Source organism: Candidatus Borrelia fainii (genome assembly GCF_027925085.1).
GTDB classification, from domain to species: domain Bacteria; phylum Spirochaetota; class Spirochaetia; order Borreliales; family Borreliaceae; genus Borrelia; species Borrelia turicatae.
Genome location: NZ_AP027070.1, coordinates 141222 through 159355, shown reverse-complemented (window position 1 = coordinate 159355; position 18134 = coordinate 141222). Strand labels below are relative to the sequence as shown.

General features: G+C 27.1%; 18 protein-coding genes and 3 tRNA genes. 8 read left to right on the top strand and 13 right to left on the bottom strand.

Annotation, left to right across the window (positions count from 1 at the left end; genetic code table 11):
• The first annotated feature begins 57 nt into the window (after positions 1 to 57).
• Entirely contained in the window at positions 58 to 2181 is a 2124-nt protein-coding gene (locus QMG63_RS00660; protein WP_281860826.1) for a P83/100 family protein, read from the top strand.
• An 85-nt stretch (positions 2182 to 2266) separates the two neighbouring features.
• Here QMG63_RS00660 and QMG63_RS00655 read toward each other — a convergent pair.
• Positions 2267 to 2339 (bottom strand) — tRNA-Pro (locus QMG63_RS00655).
• 9 nt (positions 2340 to 2348) lie between these two features.
• Positions 2349 to 2422 (bottom strand) — tRNA-Arg (locus QMG63_RS00650).
• Between the two features lie 84 nt (positions 2423 to 2506).
• Here QMG63_RS00650 and QMG63_RS00645 point away from each other — a divergent pair.
• Complete coding sequence (locus QMG63_RS00645) at positions 2507 to 3142, top strand: endonuclease III domain-containing protein (protein ID WP_281862055.1); 636 nt, start codon at positions 2507 to 2509, stop codon at positions 3140 to 3142.
• An 8-nt stretch (positions 3143 to 3150) separates the two neighbouring features.
• Here the strand turns inward: QMG63_RS00645 and QMG63_RS00640 are convergent, their stop codons facing one another.
• The 3 genes from QMG63_RS00640 to QMG63_RS00630 are packed head-to-tail and all read right to left on the bottom strand — an operon-like array spanning position 3151 to position 5437.
• On the bottom strand, positions 3151 to 4002 hold the full coding sequence (locus QMG63_RS00640; protein ID WP_281860824.1) for an ABC transporter permease subunit: 852 nt from the start codon (positions 4000 to 4002) through the stop codon (positions 3151 to 3153).
• The gene (locus tag QMG63_RS00635) at positions 4002 to 4949 is read right to left on the bottom strand and encodes an ABC transporter permease subunit (protein ID WP_281860822.1); all 948 of its coding nucleotides are present in this window, start codon (positions 4947 to 4949) and stop codon (positions 4002 to 4004) included. The genes QMG63_RS00640 and QMG63_RS00635 overlap by 1 nt, the downstream gene beginning before the upstream one ends.
• Before the next feature lie 47 nt (positions 4950 to 4996).
• Entirely contained in the window at positions 4997 to 5437 is a 441-nt protein-coding gene (locus QMG63_RS00630; protein ID WP_281860820.1) for a septum formation initiator family protein, read from the bottom strand.
• Between the two features lie 78 nt (positions 5438 to 5515).
• On the opposite strand from QMG63_RS00630, the gene QMG63_RS00625 reads away from it, so the two are divergent.
• Both QMG63_RS00625 and QMG63_RS00620 read left to right on the top strand, forming a co-directional pair.
• Positions 5516 to 7150: a hypothetical protein gene (locus QMG63_RS00625; protein ID WP_281860818.1), complete on the top strand. Its 1635-nt coding sequence runs from the start codon at positions 5516 to 5518 to the stop codon at positions 7148 to 7150.
• A 28-nt stretch (positions 7151 to 7178) separates the two neighbouring features.
• Positions 7179 to 7703 carry a hypothetical protein gene (locus tag QMG63_RS00620; RefSeq protein ID WP_281860816.1) on the top strand — a complete coding sequence of 175 codons (525 nt, stop codon included), beginning with the start codon at positions 7179 to 7181 and terminating at the stop codon, positions 7701 to 7703.
• Here the strand turns inward: QMG63_RS00620 and QMG63_RS00615 are convergent.
• The 6 genes from QMG63_RS00615 to QMG63_RS00590 all read right to left on the bottom strand — a co-directional run bounded on the left by QMG63_RS00615 (position 7660) and on the right by QMG63_RS00590 (position 14213).
• Positions 7660 to 8670, bottom strand: coding sequence for a DUF4340 domain-containing protein (locus QMG63_RS00615; protein WP_281860815.1), 1011 nt, complete (start codon positions 8668 to 8670; stop codon positions 7660 to 7662). The two genes, QMG63_RS00620 and QMG63_RS00615, sit on opposite strands and share 44 nt — an antisense overlap.
• Positions 8671 to 8683: 13 nt before the next feature.
• On the bottom strand, positions 8684 to 10186 hold the full coding sequence (locus tag QMG63_RS00610) for a Gldg family protein (RefSeq protein WP_281860813.1): 1503 nt from the start codon (positions 10184 to 10186) through the stop codon (positions 8684 to 8686).
• Between the two features lie 7 nt (positions 10187 to 10193).
• Entirely contained in the window at positions 10194 to 10928 is a 735-nt protein-coding gene (locus QMG63_RS00605; RefSeq protein WP_281860811.1) for an ABC transporter permease, read from the bottom strand.
• On the bottom strand, positions 10925 to 11851 hold the full coding sequence (locus QMG63_RS00600; protein WP_281860809.1) for an ABC transporter ATP-binding protein: 927 nt from the start codon (positions 11849 to 11851) through the stop codon (positions 10925 to 10927). The genes QMG63_RS00605 and QMG63_RS00600 overlap by 4 nt, the downstream gene beginning before the upstream one ends.
• A 21-nt stretch (positions 11852 to 11872) precedes the next feature.
• A complete protein-coding gene (locus QMG63_RS00595; protein WP_281860807.1) occupies positions 11873 to 12832 on the bottom strand; it encodes a ribonuclease Z in 960 nt (319 codons plus the stop codon).
• A gap of 319 nt (positions 12833 to 13151) precedes the next feature.
• Positions 13152 to 14213 carry an NAD(P)/FAD-dependent oxidoreductase gene (locus QMG63_RS00590; protein WP_281860805.1) on the bottom strand — a complete coding sequence of 354 codons (1062 nt, stop codon included), beginning with the start codon at positions 14211 to 14213 and terminating at the stop codon, positions 13152 to 13154.
• Positions 14214 to 14435: 222 nt separating this feature from the next.
• On the opposite strand from QMG63_RS00590, the gene QMG63_RS00585 reads away from it, so the two are divergent.
• The 3 genes from QMG63_RS00585 (at position 14436) to QMG63_RS00575 (ending at position 15876) form a co-directional block, all read left to right on the top strand.
• A complete protein-coding gene (locus QMG63_RS00585) occupies positions 14436 to 15026 on the top strand; it encodes an ATP-dependent Clp protease proteolytic subunit (protein ID WP_281860803.1) in 591 nt (196 codons plus the stop codon).
• Positions 15027 to 15072: 46 nt separating this feature from the next.
• On the top strand, positions 15073 to 15732 hold the full coding sequence (locus tag QMG63_RS00580; RefSeq protein WP_281860801.1) for a hypothetical protein: 660 nt from the start codon (positions 15073 to 15075) through the stop codon (positions 15730 to 15732).
• A 60-nt stretch (positions 15733 to 15792) separates the two neighbouring features.
• Positions 15793 to 15876, top strand: a tRNA-Leu gene (locus QMG63_RS00575).
• On the opposite strand, the gene QMG63_RS00570 is transcribed toward QMG63_RS00575, so the two are convergent.
• Positions 15858 to 16751 carry an undecaprenyl phosphate translocase family protein gene (locus QMG63_RS00570; RefSeq protein WP_281860799.1) on the bottom strand — a complete coding sequence of 298 codons (894 nt, stop codon included), beginning with the start codon at positions 16749 to 16751 and terminating at the stop codon, positions 15858 to 15860. The genes QMG63_RS00575 and QMG63_RS00570 overlap by 19 nt on opposite strands.
• Before the next feature lie 36 nt (positions 16752 to 16787).
• Positions 16788 to 17117, bottom strand: a complete 330-nt coding sequence (locus tag QMG63_RS00565; protein WP_281860798.1) for a nucleoside triphosphate pyrophosphohydrolase family protein — start codon at positions 17115 to 17117, stop codon at positions 16788 to 16790.
• 107 nt (positions 17118 to 17224) lie between these two features.
• Between QMG63_RS00565 and QMG63_RS00560 the strand changes: the two genes are divergently transcribed.
• A complete protein-coding gene (locus tag QMG63_RS00560) occupies positions 17225 to 18112 on the top strand; it encodes a LysM peptidoglycan-binding domain-containing M23 family metallopeptidase (RefSeq protein WP_281860797.1) in 888 nt (295 codons plus the stop codon).
• Positions 18113 to 18134: the final 22 nt, after the last annotated feature.

Genomic DNA, 18134 nt, shown 5'->3' with positions numbered 1-18134 from the left:
ATTTATGCTGATTTAGTTAATAATAGGGTTTATAATTGACTATGGGAGAATTTTATTATGAAAAGAATACGGGTACTTTTTATTTTTTTATTCATCTTTTTAAATATTTTTACTTTTTATTCTAGAGAAGTTGATAAGAAAAAGTTGAAAGATTTTATTAATATGGATCTTGAATTTGTTAATTATCGGGGTCCTTATGATTCTACAGATACTTATCAGCAAATAGTAGGTATTGGTGAATTTTTAGCTAGAAATTTAATCAATAACAAATCTAATTATTACAATAAATATTATGTTAATAGGTATATTGACAGTGAGGATGAAAAGAATAGTTCAGATGTTTTTATTATTGGTGAGAGAGCTTCTCTTGATAGTATTTTAAATCTTAGAAAAATACTTATAGGGTATTTAATGGAAGGTTTTGGTTACAATAAAGAGAGTGCAGAATTACTTGCTAAAGCTATTACAATATATAATGCTACTTATCGAGGTGATTTGGAGTATTATAGTGATTCTTATATTCAGCCTGCCCTTAAAGGTTTAAGTAATCATAATATAGGACTTTCAAGAGTTTATAGCCAATGGGCTGGGAAGACTCATATTTTTATTCCTCTTAAGAGAAATATTTTATCAGGAAACATTGAATCGGATGTTGATCTTGACAAAATAGTTACAGAGAAGGTGGTAATATCTCTTTTAAGTGAAAATGAAGAAGTTGGTACGGACTTTGCAAGAGATATAACCGATGTACAGGATGAAATTCGTGATGTTGATCAAAAAAAGATTGATATCGAATCTGTTACTTTAAGAAGCATTGATGATGAATTAACCGAGACTATTGATAATTTAAGAGAGCAGCTTGAGAAGGCTAGTGATGATGTTGAAAAGACAGGTATTAAGAAGCAAATTGATGATAAAATAATCGAGAGGAATATTTTAAAGGATAAAGCAGAAGGGCTTAAGAAGTCACAGGAAAAATTAGATAGTTTTCAGGAGAGATTGGATAGGCAAAGGGATATAGTTAAAGATAAAATACAAGAAAGTATTGATAAGGAAAACAAAGATAAGAATTTGCCAAAGCCTGGGGACATAATTTCGCCAAAAGTAGATGAAAAATTGCAATTAACTGAAACTATTGAAGATTTGAAAGAACAACTTGATAAGGTTACTGATGATGCTGAAAAGGAAGAAATTAAGAGGCAGATTGATGATAAGATAATTGAAAGGGAGGCAGTTAAAGATAATAATTTGCCAAAACCTAGGGAAGTAAGTTCATCAAAAGAAGATGAAAAAATAAAGTCTGATGAAGAGTTGAAAAAGCAACTTGAGAAGGCTAGTGATGATGTTGAAAAGACAGGTATTAAGAAGCAAATTAATGATGATAAGATAGGCGAGAGGAATGTTTTAAAGGATAAGACAGGAGGGCTTAAGGAGTCACAGAGAAGATTAGATAAGCAAAAAAATATAGTTAAAAAAGATAGGAATTTGCCAAAATCCGGAGAAGTAAGCTTATCAGCAAAGGATAAAAAATTGAAGTCAGCTGAAGAGTTGAAAAAACAACTTAAGAAAGCTACTGCTAATACTCCTAATAGCACTTTTAGTGTTTCAAATAATCGATTTAAGCCCTTGTTCAATAAGTCTTTAAATTCTAAAGATCAGTTGGGTCAACAAAAAGCTGTAGATAAATTGTCTTTTGAAGAAAATGAAAATCATAAACCTGTGTTTTTAGAAGTTTTAAATCCCAATACGAATTTAGGAGTTCTTAGGTTAATTGACTCAGATAAAGACCAGGATGAGAAAACTTCTCAGTATGGTATTAGAAGGTATGGAATTTATGAGAGAGAAGATGATTTTGTAGCTATAAAACTTTGTTCAGGTATTGCAAAGCTTCAGTTGCTTAATAAGGCAAAAAATTTACAAGTTGAATCTGAAGCAAACTTTGAGTTAAGTAGAGATTCTTCTCTTTTTGTTGATTCAAAAATGATTTTGGTAGTTGTTAAGGATAATAATGTTTGGAAATTAGCAAAGTTTTCTTCAAGGGACTTAAGTGAGTTTATTTTATCAGAGGATGAGGTTTTGCCATTTACAAGTTTTACTGTTAATGCAGGGCATATTTATTTGCAAGATGCATCTAAAAAGATTATTATTTTGGATCTAAATACTTTAAAAAAAGTATTTTAAATTGTTTTTTTGATTAAACATTGTTTAAGTAATTTAAAAAGGAAGAACAAGATTTTGCTCTTCCTTTTTATCATTATAGAAACAGTCGGGACAGTGAGATTCGAACTCACGCTCCCCTGCTCCCAAAGCAGGTGCCTTAGCCGCTAGGCCATGTCCCGAAAAAGTTACGCGCCAATTAGGACTCGAACCTAAAACCTACAGATTAGAAGTCTGTTGCTCTGTCCAGTTGAGCTATTAGCGCTTTTGAGCCTAAAGTTGAGTATATCATGTTGAAAACCCCTTGTCAATAAAAATATTATTACTTTATGTTTTGTTAAAATTGTGGATGTTTTATAATTATTTTATGCTTGATATTGATTTAATTGTAGATGAAACTCTATCTAGATATCCAGATGTTACACCTTTTTTAAATTTCAAAAATAGTTATGAGCTTTTGATAATGGTAATTTTGAGTGCAAGGACAACTGATAATATGGTCAATAAGATTGCACCTGAGCTTTTTAAAAGATATGGGGATTTTGAAAGTTTGGCGAATGCTGATTTGATAAATGTTGAAAACTTGATTTATAAGTTAGGATTTTATTCAAATAAATCTAAGAATATTATAAATTGTGCACGAATGGTTTTAGAAAGTTTTAAAGGTATTATTCCAAATAATATTTTTGATCTTGTGTCTTTGCCAGGAGTAGGTAGAAAAACCGCCAATGTTATTCTTGGAGTTGTTTATGATAAGCCGGCTATAATTGTAGATACTCATTTTAGTAGGGTTGTTATCAGACATGGAATTACATTTGAAAGAACACCTTTGAAAATTGAATTAGATTTAAAGAGTAAAATACCTTATGATAAGCAATATAAATTTTCTATGGCTATTAATAAGCATGGAAGAGATATTTGTACTTCACGTAGTAAGACTTGCAAGAATTGTTTTTTAGAGAAATTTGCACCAAGACTTGTTTGATTGTAGTTTTATGATGAAATGAAAGATTTCATATGTTTTTTAAGTTTTAAACTTATTGATGTTAGTATAATGTTAATGATGAGTAATATGATTAGGGGTTTTGCCCATATCCAAAAGTATTCTCTTCCCATTTCTATATATCCTAAAAGTTCTCCAAGGCTTGGATAAGAGCTTTTATCTTCTTGTTGTAAAAAATTTATTACTTCAAAGGTAGTTAGACTTTTTGAGATTTGTAGGGGAATTATTGATGATATTGATGCTAAAACTTCTGGAAATATATGATATATGATTATTCTAAATTGACTTGCACCCATAATCTTGCTTGCATACACATAATCAAGGTTTTTAATTAATAATGTGTTATTTCTTGTTATGAATGAAAATTTGATCCATCCGTGTATTAAGGCTAAAGTAAATGAAACTTCCAATATGTTATAATTTTTTTGTTTTGCAAAGTAGTAAAAAATTAGCATTAATATGTAAGAAAATGGTATTGTTTGTAGTGCTTCTATTGGTTTTGAAATTATCAGACAAGTTTTAAATTTTAAGTTTCCTATTATTATTCCTATAAAAATTCCAATTATTGCAGAAATTGCTGCATAACTAAAAGCAAGTAAAATAGAGTTTCTAGTGGCAAGTATTAGTCTTGCCAATATATCTCTGCCCATTTTATCCGTTCCTAGAGGATGTGAGGCTGTTGGTGTTTGAGGTAGTTTGTTTATTGTCTGAATGTATGTTTTATTTGGATCTTTTTTGTATATTGCAAATTTTGAACCTTCATTAATTAATTTAGGAGTTATCATTAAAAATGAGATGAAGATTCCTGATACTATAATATATAGTTTTTTGGATTTATACATTATTCTAATACGTCCTTATAAGGATTAATATTATATGTTACAATATCTGTTATTAAATTTGGTATGAGCATAATAAATACACCAACGAATAGCAAATCTCTATAAACAATATAATCATTATTTTTTATTGCATTAATTGTTAGGGCCCCAATTCCATCAATTCCAAACATTATTTCAATGAAAGATGAACCAAAGAAAGCTATTGCTAGAGTAGGTCTAAGATTGGTAATTAATGGAACTAAAGAGGGAATTAATGCATGGACTGTTATTATTTTAAAAATTTTTATTCCCCTTGATTTTGCAGATGTTATATAAAATTCGGATAAATTTTTGTCTAGGGATTGTTTAAAAACAACAGCATTAAATATGAAAAATGAAAAAAACCATGCAAATCCACCTATTATTAGATTTTTTGGATTTACTTTTAGATAGTAAAGTAGAGAAACGATTAATATTACAGTCAGATTTCTTGGTAATGAATGCAAGAATAACATTATGTATTCTAAAATATTATTTAAAATGTTATTTTTTATAAATAAAGTCCAAATGATAATAAAAAAAATAGCTATAACATAAGACAGTACGATACCAGGTATTGATATTTTCAATGTGTTTTTCATTTTGCTAAAAATTGTGCTCATTGGCGATTTACCATTTATAAGAGGGGAATTGTGAGGTGTTCCCCATATTATTCCTTTGTACTTTGTTTCATAAACTATGTATAAGTTATTTACAATATGTTTAACAAAATGATCTTTGCTTAGGGGAATGTTTGGGTCAAAGTCGTATATTAATTTATAGCTTTCGATGCTCTTAAGTATTCCAATGTATTCTAAATAATCTTTAAATATATTCTTTTGTATAAATGGGATGTTTGAATTGTTATTAGAAAATATGTTTAGCAATGATATGCAAAAGAATGTTGATATAATAGCATTAAGCAACATATATAATATATTTTTTAGAATAAATGCAGCTGTAATTCTATCTCCTTTTATTTTCCTTTATTTAAGAATTTTATTTTGTCTAGATAACTTAATAAAAAGTAAAATATCAGTGAAATTACTATTGAGATTAAGTAAAAATTTTTGCCTATGTTTTTGTTTTCTGATGGGTGTTTTATATTTAAAAAATTGCCTTGGTAGTAATTTTCATCTTCATCAAGACCCTTTATGATTATGGAATTTTTGGGATAATATCCTAATTTACTAGCTTCTTTTAAAATTGTTGGTTTAGATATTTGCAAATTAATATACTTTGTTGTTAAGTTTTTTTGTATTTTTTTTAATTTTTCAGTATGGTTTTTCATTAAAATTAGATTATTATTTAATTTATTGTAATTAATAATCCCTGTTTCTCCAAAGATTGGTGTAATTACGAAATAACTTATTACACCTGTATAAATAGATAACATAATTTTTTTTGTTAAAGACATATTGTCTTGTAATTATATCTTTAATATATTATATTTACAAGTGTATAGTCGTTGGCTATAGATTGTTATAATCTTTGTTTGAATAGATTTGGAGAAGAACTTTTTAACATGACAAATCATAAAAATTCTTTTTTTATCAAGGAGGGCCCTAAAGAAGTTGATTTCGATATAGATGGTGTGTTTTCACAGCACTCAGTTAATGGTAAAATTATTTCTCTGCGTTCTGAGGAGATTAAAGATCTTTTAGATGAAAAACTATTAAAACTTGATTATTGTTTAAAACAAAGACATAGTGAGTTAGTTGATTATTTAAAAAAAGTTGAAGGTCGTATTTCAAGGGTCGAAGACGAAATACTTGGACGGAGTTTGAGTGAGCATGAGGAAGTTGATAATTTTAGTCTGAAAACAATGAATTTTATGAATTTTCAAAATGAGGCTAATGTTAAAGAGAATGAGTTTGGTGAATTAGTAAAAAAAGAAAATAATTTACCAAATGTTTCACTTGATCAAGAAGAGTTAGATGCTCTTCTTGAAGGTCTTAATGAAATTTCAAGCGATAACAAAAAAAGTTTTAGTAATAGTAATAAATCGGATAATGATGAAGATATAGGTATTTCTTTTGACAAAGCTCTTAAAGATGAATCTAGTAATGTGAATATCGATTATGCTTTGTTTTCAAACACAAAGAGCAATACTCATAATGTTGTTGATTTGTTATCTAATAAAAAAGATAAAGAAGAGATAGAGTCTGTGGGTATTGATTTTACTACATCTCAGGATAATGACTCGTTGAGTGAATCTTCTTCTGTTGGTTTAACTAATGTTGTTAATGGAGATGATAGTAAGGTTCAGGATTTGATGATAAACTTAAATATAGATGAAAAAATTTTAAAAAAACCTGTACTTGATCAAAGTTCTGTTAATGTTGATTTGGAGGTAAAAAATAGTGCTTATTTAGATAATTTTGTCCTTGATAAAAAACTTTCCAATATAGAAAGTGTAGAGAAAGAGAACGTTTCATCTTATGAGCAAGATAATTTGAGGGATCATGATTATTCTTTGGGTGATAGTTTAAATAAAATTGAATATTTCGACAAAAGCTTAGAAGATTTAAATAGCGAAAAATTTAAGGAAGGAGATGAAGAATTAAGTAATTTTAATGATATTGCTGTTCATAAAATTGATAGTGTGGATGTGAATTTGAGTAATGATGCATCTGTGAGTAAAAGAGATGATGTTGTTAATAATAATGCTTTAAGACAAAATCAAGAAATTGATAATATTTCTTCTGATTTAAAAAAGCTTGATAATTTTGAAGATATGTTAAAGGCAGATTTAAATTGTGTAGACTTGCAATGTTGTATTGAAGATTTTGAAGAAGAAAATCTTTATGATGCTGAGGTAAGTGATTTAGAAGAAAAGTTGGAGCAATATGAAGAATTGAATTCATATTCTTTAAAGGGGCAAGAGATCAGCGATGATAGTTATGCTTCCGATTTTAGTTTTTCGGATGTTGAGACTATAATAAATAAGTTTAGTGACAATGAGTATTTAAGTAAGATTAGGTTGAATGATGAAGAACGGGTTGTATTAGTTAACTTTATTAATAAATTGGAAAGCGATCTTGAGCCTAGTACTAAGGGGAATAGTTTTAAAATTAAAAAAGAATATGAGATTTTACAAAAAATTAAGCGTTTACTAGTAAGAGAGTAGAGCTATTTATTTAATTAGATATTATTTTTTGTTTTTTGTTGCTTCAGTTTTATTTTTATTTTTAACTTTTTTTTATTTCGTTAATGAATTTTTAAATCAGATTAATTTTGATTTTAATGATTTAATAGATGATGTAAAATCATATAACATAGATTTTTTTAGGGATTTAGATTTAGAAAATTATTTCGAGCAAACTTTATTTGATAATGATTTAGTTAATTCTTATTATTTACTTTCATCGGTTAATGGAATGTTGATTTATAAATCAAAAGATGATTTAATTTATAAACTGACTGATAAATTAGAACCGACTTTTCTTAAAAATAGTGTTTTTATAAAAAAAGTTAAAGTTAATTTTGAATTGAGTAATATCCTTGTTACTTTAGTTATATATTATAATATCCTGCCAAAGAGCAGGATACTTTACATTTTACATTTTTATCTCTTTGTAATATCTCTTGCCTATTTTTGTTTTTCTGTTTTTATTTTGTATTGCATATATCGAGACATTAATGGTGGAGATCATGATGCTCGTTGTTATCTTTTAAATTAGCTTCATTAGGATCATTATCTTTGATTTTTATCTTTTTCTCTAAGTTGAATATGTCAAAGAAAGTCCACTTGTTAGTGATATAGTAATATACATCATTATCTCTCTTTAGTAGGATGTTTCTGTTTTTTTCATCTTTATTGAAATAGACATCAATATTATTGATACTTTTGTTATTCCATTGTATTTCAATATTGTATTGGAGAGCATAGTCGTTGACTTTGGTTTTGTCTATTTCAATACCATCTGTTGTGAATTCTTGGATCATTTGTAGGAGCTTTTCTTTGCGTAGTACTTCTTTATTGAAGAAGTAAAGACCGTCTTGAATAGATATATTATAATCATTGTGTATTGTATCTTCTTCAGTTTTTTTTGGCTTATTTAATACTTTGAGAGATAAACATTCTATTTTTGTATTTTGTTCATCAAAAAGTTTAGTATTTGAAAAGGTATTGTAAGAGTTGCCTTTGTAAGGTAGGAATATATTTTTTGTTAAATATACGTTTGAATCACTGCTTTTTATGTAAGATAATCTTGAATCCCCTTCACCTGAATTTCCAATAAATATCTCTGTTAGCAAATTGTTTTTATCGTCGAAGAATTTAAAATCTGGCTTTTCTTTTATTCCTAGTTCTTTATGTTTTTTTGGATCTCTACTTACAAGTTGATTTTTTTGAAGTTTTTCTAGATCTTGGATCATAGAGTTGACTTTTTTGTCATCAATTGGAAGTTTTATGTCGTTATATTGAAGTTCCCAATCTTTTCCTGATTTTGTAATTATTCCGTCAAGTTCTGTCTCAATTTTTGCAGTTTGATTAAAATCGACTGCAAAAAATTTTTCTTCTAAAAGCCTTGCAACTTGATTTTGGTTGGAAAATATTATTCCTAATAAAAATGTGGATATTAATATTACGATTATTACTATTTTTATGTTTTCTTTCATTCCTAGCAGCATTTTTTTATTGTCCATAAACTCTCCTTGATTAGTTGATTCTTCTTTTTTTGGTAAATCTAATAAGTCCAAATATTATTATTGCTATAGGCAATATAATTAAATTTATGATTATTAATGAAAATTTTGCATTTAACATTTCTCTTGATGAATTTATAAATTTTAGTTTTGAACGTACTTCTCTTGATTTAATACTAAAAAACGCTTCTTTTTGCATCAAGTAATCAGAAATTCTTCCAGCAAGTTCAAAGTTTGAGGGAGAACCATTATACATATAATCACTAAATATCATGCTTGAGCCTAATAAAATTATTTTTGAATTTTCAGATTTTTTGTCTTTATAGAAACTTTTAATTTGTCCTTCAATCGAATATCCAAGAATTTTTTGCTTATCTTCTTTATTAAAGGTTTTTGGAACGTTAAATGAATGCATAGCTATGCTTGCAACTTCTTCATCATTAACTTGCCAAGATTCTTTAGAGCTTGCAAATAGGGGTAAATATTTTATATCACCATTGTCTTTAGTTTCTATTAGATCTATTGAATTACTCCAAGGAATTATGGCATCATAGAAATTTTTAAGTAAGGGATTACCGAGATCTATGATATTACTTTTATCAATCAAGATCCATGGGTAATAAGTTTGAAAATTGCCCCCTAAAAAAAGGCTTGGTGCTCTTTTATCAAGTATAATATTATCATTATATTTGATGCCGTAACTTTCAATTAGATTAAAAAGTTCGGATTTGATTGAAGTTGTGGTATATGGGCTTTGAGGATTATAATCAATCTTACTTGCAGTAAGTAAGACTCTTCCGTTATTGACAATAAATTCGTCAATTTTTCTCAAAGTTTCTCCATTTATTTCTTTAGAGCCAATTATAAATAATCCATTTATGTCTTTTAATTCTTCATTATTGGGGTTTATTTCTTTAACTTCGGTTTTGAAAGCTTTCTGCATTATTTCTATGAAATTTTTGTGTGTTGCTTTTAATTTGGCATCTCCAAACACAAGTCCTAATACTTTTTTTGTATTATTTATTAGCTTGTCCAGACTGCTTGCAAGATCATATTCTAAGTTGCTAATTTCTGTTACTATTGGAAGTACTTCACGTTTACCTTCATAAATTATTTCAATTCCTGAATATATTTTGAGTATTGAAAGTTGATTGATTTCTCTTAGATCGATTTGTTGAGATGGAATTCCAATTTGTTCTAAAGGAGTGCTTAATTTGTCAGCATCTATTTCTCTATAAATTACTTTTCCGCTTGAAGAATCGGCAAAACTTGTTAAAAAGTTTTTTATTTGTTCTGGAAATGCAAAATAATTTCCAAGGCTTGCAGAATTATAGTAAGTAATATATATGTTTTCATTTGCATTTGAAATCAAATCTTTTGTAACTCTAGAAATTGTAAAAGCTCTGTTTTTAGTAAAATCTATTTTGAAAATAAAAATAGATATGTTGCAAAAGAGCAAAAATATTATTGTAAGATTTAAAGTTAAATTTAGAATCTCTTTATGTTTATTTTTCATAAAATAATTATCTCCATTTTTTTAATCTTATGCTATATGTACTTAACATCAAAAATGTAACTGAAAATGTAATGAAGTAAATAAGGTCTGATAAGTTTAATATTCCCATATTAAAGTAACTAAAATGATTAGTAATTGAGATAAAGTTGAGTATTTGTCCAAATATATTGTCTTTTCCAAATATCATTACTAACTTTCCTGAAAAGACTATTATGATTAATATAAACACACTTAGTATGTAAGATACTATTTGACTTTTAGTAATAGATGATATAAATACTCCCATGCTAAGCACTGAGTAAGAGTAAAGAATTATTCCTAAATATTGAAGAAATATTATACCAAGGTCAAATTCGCCCATGAAAATTGTCATTATTGTTAGTGGTAGTGTTAGAGCAAAAAGTATGAATGTAAATATTTTAAGTGTGATAAATTTGCCAAGTACTATCTCTTGTGGACTTATTGGTAGTGCATAAAGTAATTCAATGCTTCCTGTTTTATGCTCTTCTGAAAATACTCCCATACTGAGAGCTGGAAGCACTAACATTAAAATGATAGGCATTGATGAAAAATAAGACATTAATGATGCATTGTCTTTAATAAAAAATCCTGATAAGAAAATAAAAGAAAAATTTACAAATATTAGGAAAAATAACATTACAACATATGCAGTTAATGTGCCAAATAAAACTTTTAATTCTTTTTTTGACAAAGCTAAGGATTGTCTTAGATCTATTTTCATTGTTTTTTCTCCTTTGTTAGTTTACTAAATATTTTTTCTAAACTTTCATGTTTTGGAATCATTGCTTTTATTATCATTCCTTTACTTACAACATAATTAAAAAGTTCTTTTTCAGTTTTATCAGGTGCAAGTCTTAATGAAACATTTATTTCTCTTTCATACTCTTCTATTTTAATTGAGGTAAATATGTCATTGTTACTGAAATGTTCTTTTGTTGTTCCAGAATCTTTATAAATAATGAGATCTAGTTCAGTTTCTTTAAGTCTGTTTTTAACTATATTTTCTTTAGTATTATCAGCAATAATTTCTCCATTATTAATAATAATTATTCTTTTACAAATTGATTCAACTTCGCTTAAAATATGAGAGGAAAACAGTATTGTACTAGTTTTTGTAAGTTCTTTTAAAAATTCTTTAAATTCTATAATTTGATTTGGATCAAGCCCATTTGTAGGTTCATCAAGTATTATAAGTTTGGGATTATTGATTATAGCACCAGCTATGCCTACTCTTTGCTTAAATCCTTTTGATAGTGCAGATATTAGTTTATTTTGGACACTTTCAAGCTTAAAAATACCTATTGCCTTATCTATTTCTTTTTTTGGATTTTTAACGCCTTTAATTTCTGATATAAAATTTAAATACTCTTTAACAGATAATTCGGGATAAAGAGCAAGTTTTTCAGGTATGTATCCTACATTTTGCAATATTTCTTTTGAATTTTCTGTAATATCTTTTCCAAAGATTTTTACATTGCCCTTATTTGGATAGTGAAATGATGTTAGAATTTTGATTAATGTCGATTTTCCAGCTCCATTTGGACCAAGTATTCCAAGAACCTCTCCTTCGTTAACTTTGAAGCTAACATTAAAGAGAGCTGTAAATGAGCCATATGTTTTAGTGATATTCTTTGCATTTATCATATGATGTCTCCTTAATTACTATTATTCTATAATAAATTTATCTTTATTTGCTTTAAGTTTCATTCCATCTTTTGTTAAAAATATCTCTTTATTTGGATATTCTTGTTTTGCTTCGTCTAGTAACTCGAATAGATCTCTATTTAGTGTATATCTTTCACTAAAATGGATCAGTCCTGTTTGATGTACCTTTGCTTCTTTTGTAATTTTTGCTGCTAATTTTGCTGTTAAGTGTAATTTTTTTTTAGCCTCCTCTTTTAATTCGTTTTTGAATGTACTTTCAATAATTACTAGATTAAAGTTGTTGATATGTGTGCTTAATTTTTTAAAGTAAGCCGTGTCTGTAATATATGCAAATTTTAGGCCTTTTTGAGGCTTCCCTAATATGTCAGAAGGTAATATTTTTTTTCCATTAAGTATTACTTCATATCCTTCCTGTAATTTTTTTCTAATAGGTCCTTTTGGTATGTTTAAACTTTCTGCCTTTTGAGTATCAAATTTTCCAGGTTTATTTTTTTCTATAAATAGATATCCGATACAGTCTATTGAATGTTTAAGTTTTATATATTCTATTATTTTCTTTTTATCTTCATATAAAATTGATTTTGTTTTATTGATTATTATTTCTTTGTATATTATGTCATAATTTTTATGCACTCGTAAAAGTTCTATGTTTGTTTCTAGATATTTTTTAATCCCAATAGGTCCAATAATGGTTAAAGGTTCTTTCCTTGTATTGCCACTTTGTGCCATTAACATTACTATTCCAAGTAAACCTGTTATGTGATCGGCATGTAAATGTGTAATACAAATCATTTTGATTTTTTGCCATGATATTTTTTGTTTTCTAAGCGACATTTGAGTACCTTCTCCGCAGTCAAAGAGAAAACTTTCTCCATGGTATTCTATTAAAACAGAAGTTAAATATCTGTTGGGTAATGGTCTTGTTCCTCCTGTGCCAAGAATATTGATATTAAAGTTCAAAAATAATCTCCCAAATTTTTTTTGTTAGCAATGTGTAAAGATACGTTTCAAAACCAGTTTTGAAAGTGAACATGGGATTTGTATTGTTATCTTTTATTTTTTTAAAATGATTTTTTAATTTAATAATACATGCTCCTTGATATTTTATGTAGAATTTCTCTCTTGATAAAGTGTAGGTAAATATTATTTTGATTATTAGATTTTATTTTTTCATACACTTTGATATTATATTATTTTTTTGTAAATTTAGAAATATTTCAAGTGAAAATTATTTGTTGAAATAAAAATTTAAAGAAGATGAAGTTGTAAGATATTTTGGCTATTTTAAGGAATTATATAAATTTTCATATCTTTTAATGTCATAATAAGTTGGAAGATTAGACTTGTTTTCAATATAATCTAAAATCTTTTTAGATAAATATGCTGCCATTGATATTCCTCGTGTTCCAAATCCATTTAATATAAATATGTTTTTGTATTTTGGATGTTCACCAAGAAAAGGTTCTCGGTCAAGTGTAGAGGGTCTAATGTGCGCTTTGTGTTGTATTACTTTGTAATTTAGGTTTGTAATCTTTTTAAGCTTGTTTAGTAATTCTTTTTTTGCCCATTCATTTGTGCTTGTATCTAACGTTTTCCATTCATAAGTTCCGCCAAGGTAAAATTTGTTATCTTGTAGAGGTATTAAGGATACATGCCTATTATAAATTTCTTTAAGATTTAATCCTTGCATTTCTATTATCAGTATTTCTCCTTTTGCTAGTTTAAATGGAAGGTATGAAAAAAGCCTTGCAATTTTTTCTTTGTATCCTCTTGTCAATATTAATTTTTTGAATTTAAATTTATTTATTATAAAAGATTTGTCATTTGTTTTAATTTGATCTTCATTGATTTCTGCTTCTATGTATGCGTTATACTTTATAAAGTACTTTTTAAGGGTTTGTATATATAAATTTGTATTCATTATTGCACCTTTTATTAGTATTCCCCCATCATTGTCATTGGAAAAATCGTGTATTTTTCCATTTTTTATTTCCGTTATGAAGTCTTTTATATTCTCATCATTTTTGATTTTTGAAATCAGTTCATCTTTTTGTGTTTTTGTGGTAAATGGTCTAAAAATAGGATTTTCTTTTAAGAACTTACAGTTAATATTTTTTTCCATTTCTTTGTAGTATTGAATTGCAAATGTGAAAATTTCAGGGTCTCTCCAAGCAATGTTCATTTTTCTTCCCATAATAGGGTTAATCAGCCCTCCTGCTACGATTGTTGCTTTCTCAGCTCCATTGTCAAAGAGAATCACGCTTTTTTTTCTTTGAAGTATTTCATAAGTTAAGGTACTCCCAGCAATGCCACCACCAATGACTGCAAATTCATATTCCATTTAAATATTCCTTTTTTTAAGTTTTATTTTATTTGTAATTTTAAAGAATTACTTTTAAGTAAGCAATTTGTTTATAATTTATTCTTAAAGCTTTCATTATTAAAAATTTCAGCTTGTTTTTTTTAAATATTGGTTATCTTTATTATGTTGCTGGGAGATTTAAAAACCTTTTGTTTTTAATTATAATATGTATCACATTATATTTGTTGAAAAGGTAAGTTTATGGATTTTAAAGATATTAAGATGCAAACAGAAATACAGCAATCATTGGAGTTTGCATTAAAGAGTAGATCAATAGTTATTACAGGCGAGATTAATAAAGATACGTCTAAGTTATTTCAGGAAAGAATATTATTTTTGGAAGCATCGGATTGCAATAAACCGATATTTGTTTATATTGATTCGGAGGGTGGTGATATTGATGCTGGGTTTGCTATTTTTAACATGATACGTTTTGTAAAGCCTAAAGTTTTTACAATTGGAGTTGGACTTGTGGCAAGTGCTGGTGCTTTAATTTTTTTGGCTGCAGATTCAAAGAGTAGATTTTCTTTGCCTCATGCAAGATATTTATTGCATCAACCCTTAAGTGGTTTTAAAGGAGTTGCTACAGATATTGAAATTTATACAAATGAACTTAATAAAGTTAAGAGTGAACTTAATGATATTATTTCAAAAGAGACGGGTCAGGAACTTGATAAGGTTGAAAAGGATACCGATAGAGATTTTTGGTTAGGTAGTGAATCTGCAATGAAATATGGTCTTGTCTTTAAAATTGTTACAACTAGACTTGAGCTTGAAGAATTTATTTCTTAGTTTTTTAATATTATCTTGTAGTTTACCAAGGAGAAATTTTAGTATTTTGGAATTTGGTATTACTAGTTTGCCAAAAAATTTTATTTCTTTGGATACATTAGTAGATGTTGCTTATAATATGTTTTTGTCAGATTTTGATTTAGTCATTATTAAAAATTTAGATAATAAAGAAGAGTTGGATCTAGTTAATAACAGAGTTTCATTTGGAAGTTTTAAAAATTCCTATTTTATTAGGCAAAATAATGCCTCTTCTATTGGTATTCTTGCTAAAGAAAAGATTAAGATTCAAATTTTAGGTTTTATCGAAGGCTTTTATGAGTGCAGGTTAGGTGTGGTTGTTGATTTTATGTTTAAAGATCATCATTATGGGATTGTTATTTTTAATTTTGATGAAGAAATAGCTAATAATGTAGATATTTGTATTCTGGATGATCAAATAACATATTTAAATTACAGGTATAAAAATTTACTTTTTATTTTGGGTAAGCGTGAGCTTGGTATGGTAGATATCATTATTAAAAATGGTTATTTTAGTTTGATTTATAATTCAATTAATCCTCTGCATATAGTTAATACTATTGATGATCGAGTTTATTCTAATTTTTCAGCTCAAATATCCTTTCGTTCTTTGATTTATGTTGTTTTAAGTTGTTTATATGATGATTTTTATATAAATAACTTTCCAAAAAGTATTTTGATTAAATAAATTTTGGTAAATATTTAGTTCTTGACATCATTTTTGCATTATTATATCATTACTAGCGATGCCGAAATGGTGGAAATGGTAGACACACAGGACTTAAAATCCTGAGGAGGAAACTCCGTACCGGTTCAAGTCCGGTTTTCGGTATTTAAAATTTTCAAATTGCTTAATTTATCCTCAAGTAGTTTATTTATATAAATTCCTGTAATAAATAGGATACTTAAAGATAGATTAAGTATTAAATTATGTTGTACGTTGAGTTTTGTTATGACAAATAGCATATTTATGATTGATCCCACGATTAAACCTGTAGATAAATAGAGAAATTTTACAATATGTTTGTCTATTGTTTGTTTGATTATTAGTATTGTAATTGCTGTTCCTATTATTGTGGATATTCCAAATATTATGCATAGTTTTATATTGAGTTGTGAAATGATGTTGATAATTTCTCTATAAGTTCCAAGGCTTAACAATATGAGTGTACCTGAGATGCCCGGTAAAATCATTGCACTACCACCTATTATTCCTGAACTAGCAATGAGTAAGTAATATTTAATTGAGCTTTTATCTTGATATTCTGATATATTTAGTGATATATCGTAAATTCTTAATATCAGTAAAAATAGTGTAGTGAGTAATCCAACTGAAAATAATAAATGTTTTCTACTTTCTTTATGTTTGTTAATTTTTGTTTTTGTATCTATTTCTTTTTTTAATGTGAATATACTTCCTGTGATTAATCCTATAAAAAACACATTTAAGTATATTTCTTTTATTGCTCCATCTAAAATATAGCTTTTAAATATTTTTGCAAGGATGGTTGTTGAGGTTAATATTCCAAGTGATAATATTCCAAGAAAAATTGTATTTTCTTTTACTTTTTTTAATTTTATTAAATTTACAGATGAATTTATTATATTGTAGTAGACCCCTAGCATTAAAGCTAAAGTACCCCCTGAAACTCCCGGTATTATGATTGCAATACCAATTATTAGACCTTTTATATAAATGCTTATCATTATTTTTGTATACTTAAATGTAGAGCTTAATGTTTTTTATCTTTCATCACCTTCGCCATTAATTGTACCGTTTTCATGTCTTTTTTTTAATTTTTCTAAATTTGTAATAGCAACATCTTCAAGTGTTATTCCAAGATTATTACTTAAATTTGAAATATACCATAACACATCACCAAGTTCTTTCTTAATTGCCAATAAATATTTATCATCAAGGATATATTCTTTATCACGGCCTAGTTTTTTTATTTTCTCTACAACTTCACCTGTCTCTCCAGCAAGCCCAAGAGTTGTTAAGATTAGTTCTTCCTTTTTATTTTTATATTTAGCAGTTTGTTTAGCCTTTATTTGATATTCGTTTAATTTCATAATTAAGATTAGTTTAATATAGTTTTTATTTATTTACAAGTTTATTTATTATTTCCTTTTTTTTAAATTTTTATTATATTAACCCATATATTAATTGAGGTTTATCTTTGAGTAAATTTGCTCTTTTATTAGAATTTGTCTTCTTCTTTTTTCAGTTTGATTGTGCCTATTCTTATCCTGTAATAAAGAATTTTTCAAATAAAGATCCTATTTTTTATGATCTTAAGTCAAAAATTGCTAAATATAATAAAAGAGTACAAATTCCTTTGTTTATTTATTCATATAAAGTTAAAGAAGGTGATACTTTTTTTAAGATTGCAAATAAGGTAAATGGTTGGCAAACTAGCATTTCAACAATTAATTTATTAGATTCTCCTTTTTTAAAGCCAGGAGAAGAGATTTTAATTCCTAGTAAAAAAGGCATTTTTATTATTGATAATAAGGAACATAGATTTAATAGTTTACTTTTAGCAACAAGGGATTTAACAAAAGCAGAAAAGATAAAGGTTAGACAAAATAATAAAATTTGTGAGTTTTATTTTTTTGATTCTTTGATACAACCAGAGTTAAGTTACCTTTCAAGCACAGAAATGCTTTTCTTTTTAAATTCTGATTTTATTTTGCCTTTAAAGAGCTTTATTATTAGCTCTGATTTTGGATTTAGAGCAGATCCGTTTACTGGTATTAAAAATTTTCATAAAGGTATAGATCTTGCAGCTCCAATGAATTCTTTGGTTTTTTGTTCATCTTATGGTGTTGTAGTTGTAGTTGATTATAATGATCTTTATGGCAAGTTTGTTGTGGTTGAACATAAAAACAATATTAAATCTCTTTATGGTCATCTTAGTTCTTATATTGTAAGGAAAGGTGATGTTTTAAGAACAGGGGATATTATTGGTAGAGTAGGTCGCACTGGTCGTTCAACAGGTCCTCATTTACATTTTGAAATATTGAAAAAAAATGCACCTGTTAATCCTATTAAAATTTTGAAGTAGATAGATACTTATTTTATCAGTA

Coding starts and splice junctions, on each gene's coding strand:
- QMG63_RS00590 (WP_281860805.1), bottom strand. CDS start 14,213: ATGGAATATGAATTTGCAGTCATTGGTGGTGGCATTGCTGGGAGTACC.
- QMG63_RS00645 (WP_281862055.1), top strand. CDS start 2,507: ATGTTTTATAATTATTTTATGCTTGATATTGATTTAATTGTAGATGAA.
- QMG63_RS00610 (WP_281860813.1), bottom strand. CDS start 10,186: ATGAAAAATAAACATAAAGAGATTCTAAATTTAACTTTAAATCTTACA.
- QMG63_RS00565 (WP_281860798.1), bottom strand. CDS start 17,117: ATGAAATTAAACGAATATCAAATAAAGGCTAAACAAACTGCTAAATAT.
- QMG63_RS00660 (WP_281860826.1), top strand. CDS start 58: ATGAAAAGAATACGGGTACTTTTTATTTTTTTATTCATCTTTTTAAAT.
- QMG63_RS00635 (WP_281860822.1), bottom strand. CDS start 4,949: ATGTTGCTTAATGCTATTATATCAACATTCTTTTGCATATCATTGCTA.
- QMG63_RS00600 (WP_281860809.1), bottom strand. CDS start 11,851: ATGATAAATGCAAAGAATATCACTAAAACATATGGCTCATTTACAGCT.
- QMG63_RS00605 (WP_281860811.1), bottom strand. CDS start 10,928: ATGAAAATAGATCTAAGACAATCCTTAGCTTTGTCAAAAAAAGAATTA.
- QMG63_RS00585 (WP_281860803.1), top strand. CDS start 14,436: ATGGATTTTAAAGATATTAAGATGCAAACAGAAATACAGCAATCATTG.
- QMG63_RS00640 (WP_281860824.1), bottom strand. CDS start 4,002: ATGTATAAATCCAAAAAACTATATATTATAGTATCAGGAATCTTCATC.
- QMG63_RS00615 (WP_281860815.1), bottom strand. CDS start 8,670: ATGGACAATAAAAAAATGCTGCTAGGAATGAAAGAAAACATAAAAATA.
- QMG63_RS00630 (WP_281860820.1), bottom strand. CDS start 5,437: ATGTCTTTAACAAAAAAAATTATGTTATCTATTTATACAGGTGTAATA.
- QMG63_RS00570 (WP_281860799.1), bottom strand. CDS start 16,751: ATGATAAGCATTTATATAAAAGGTCTAATAATTGGTATTGCAATCATA.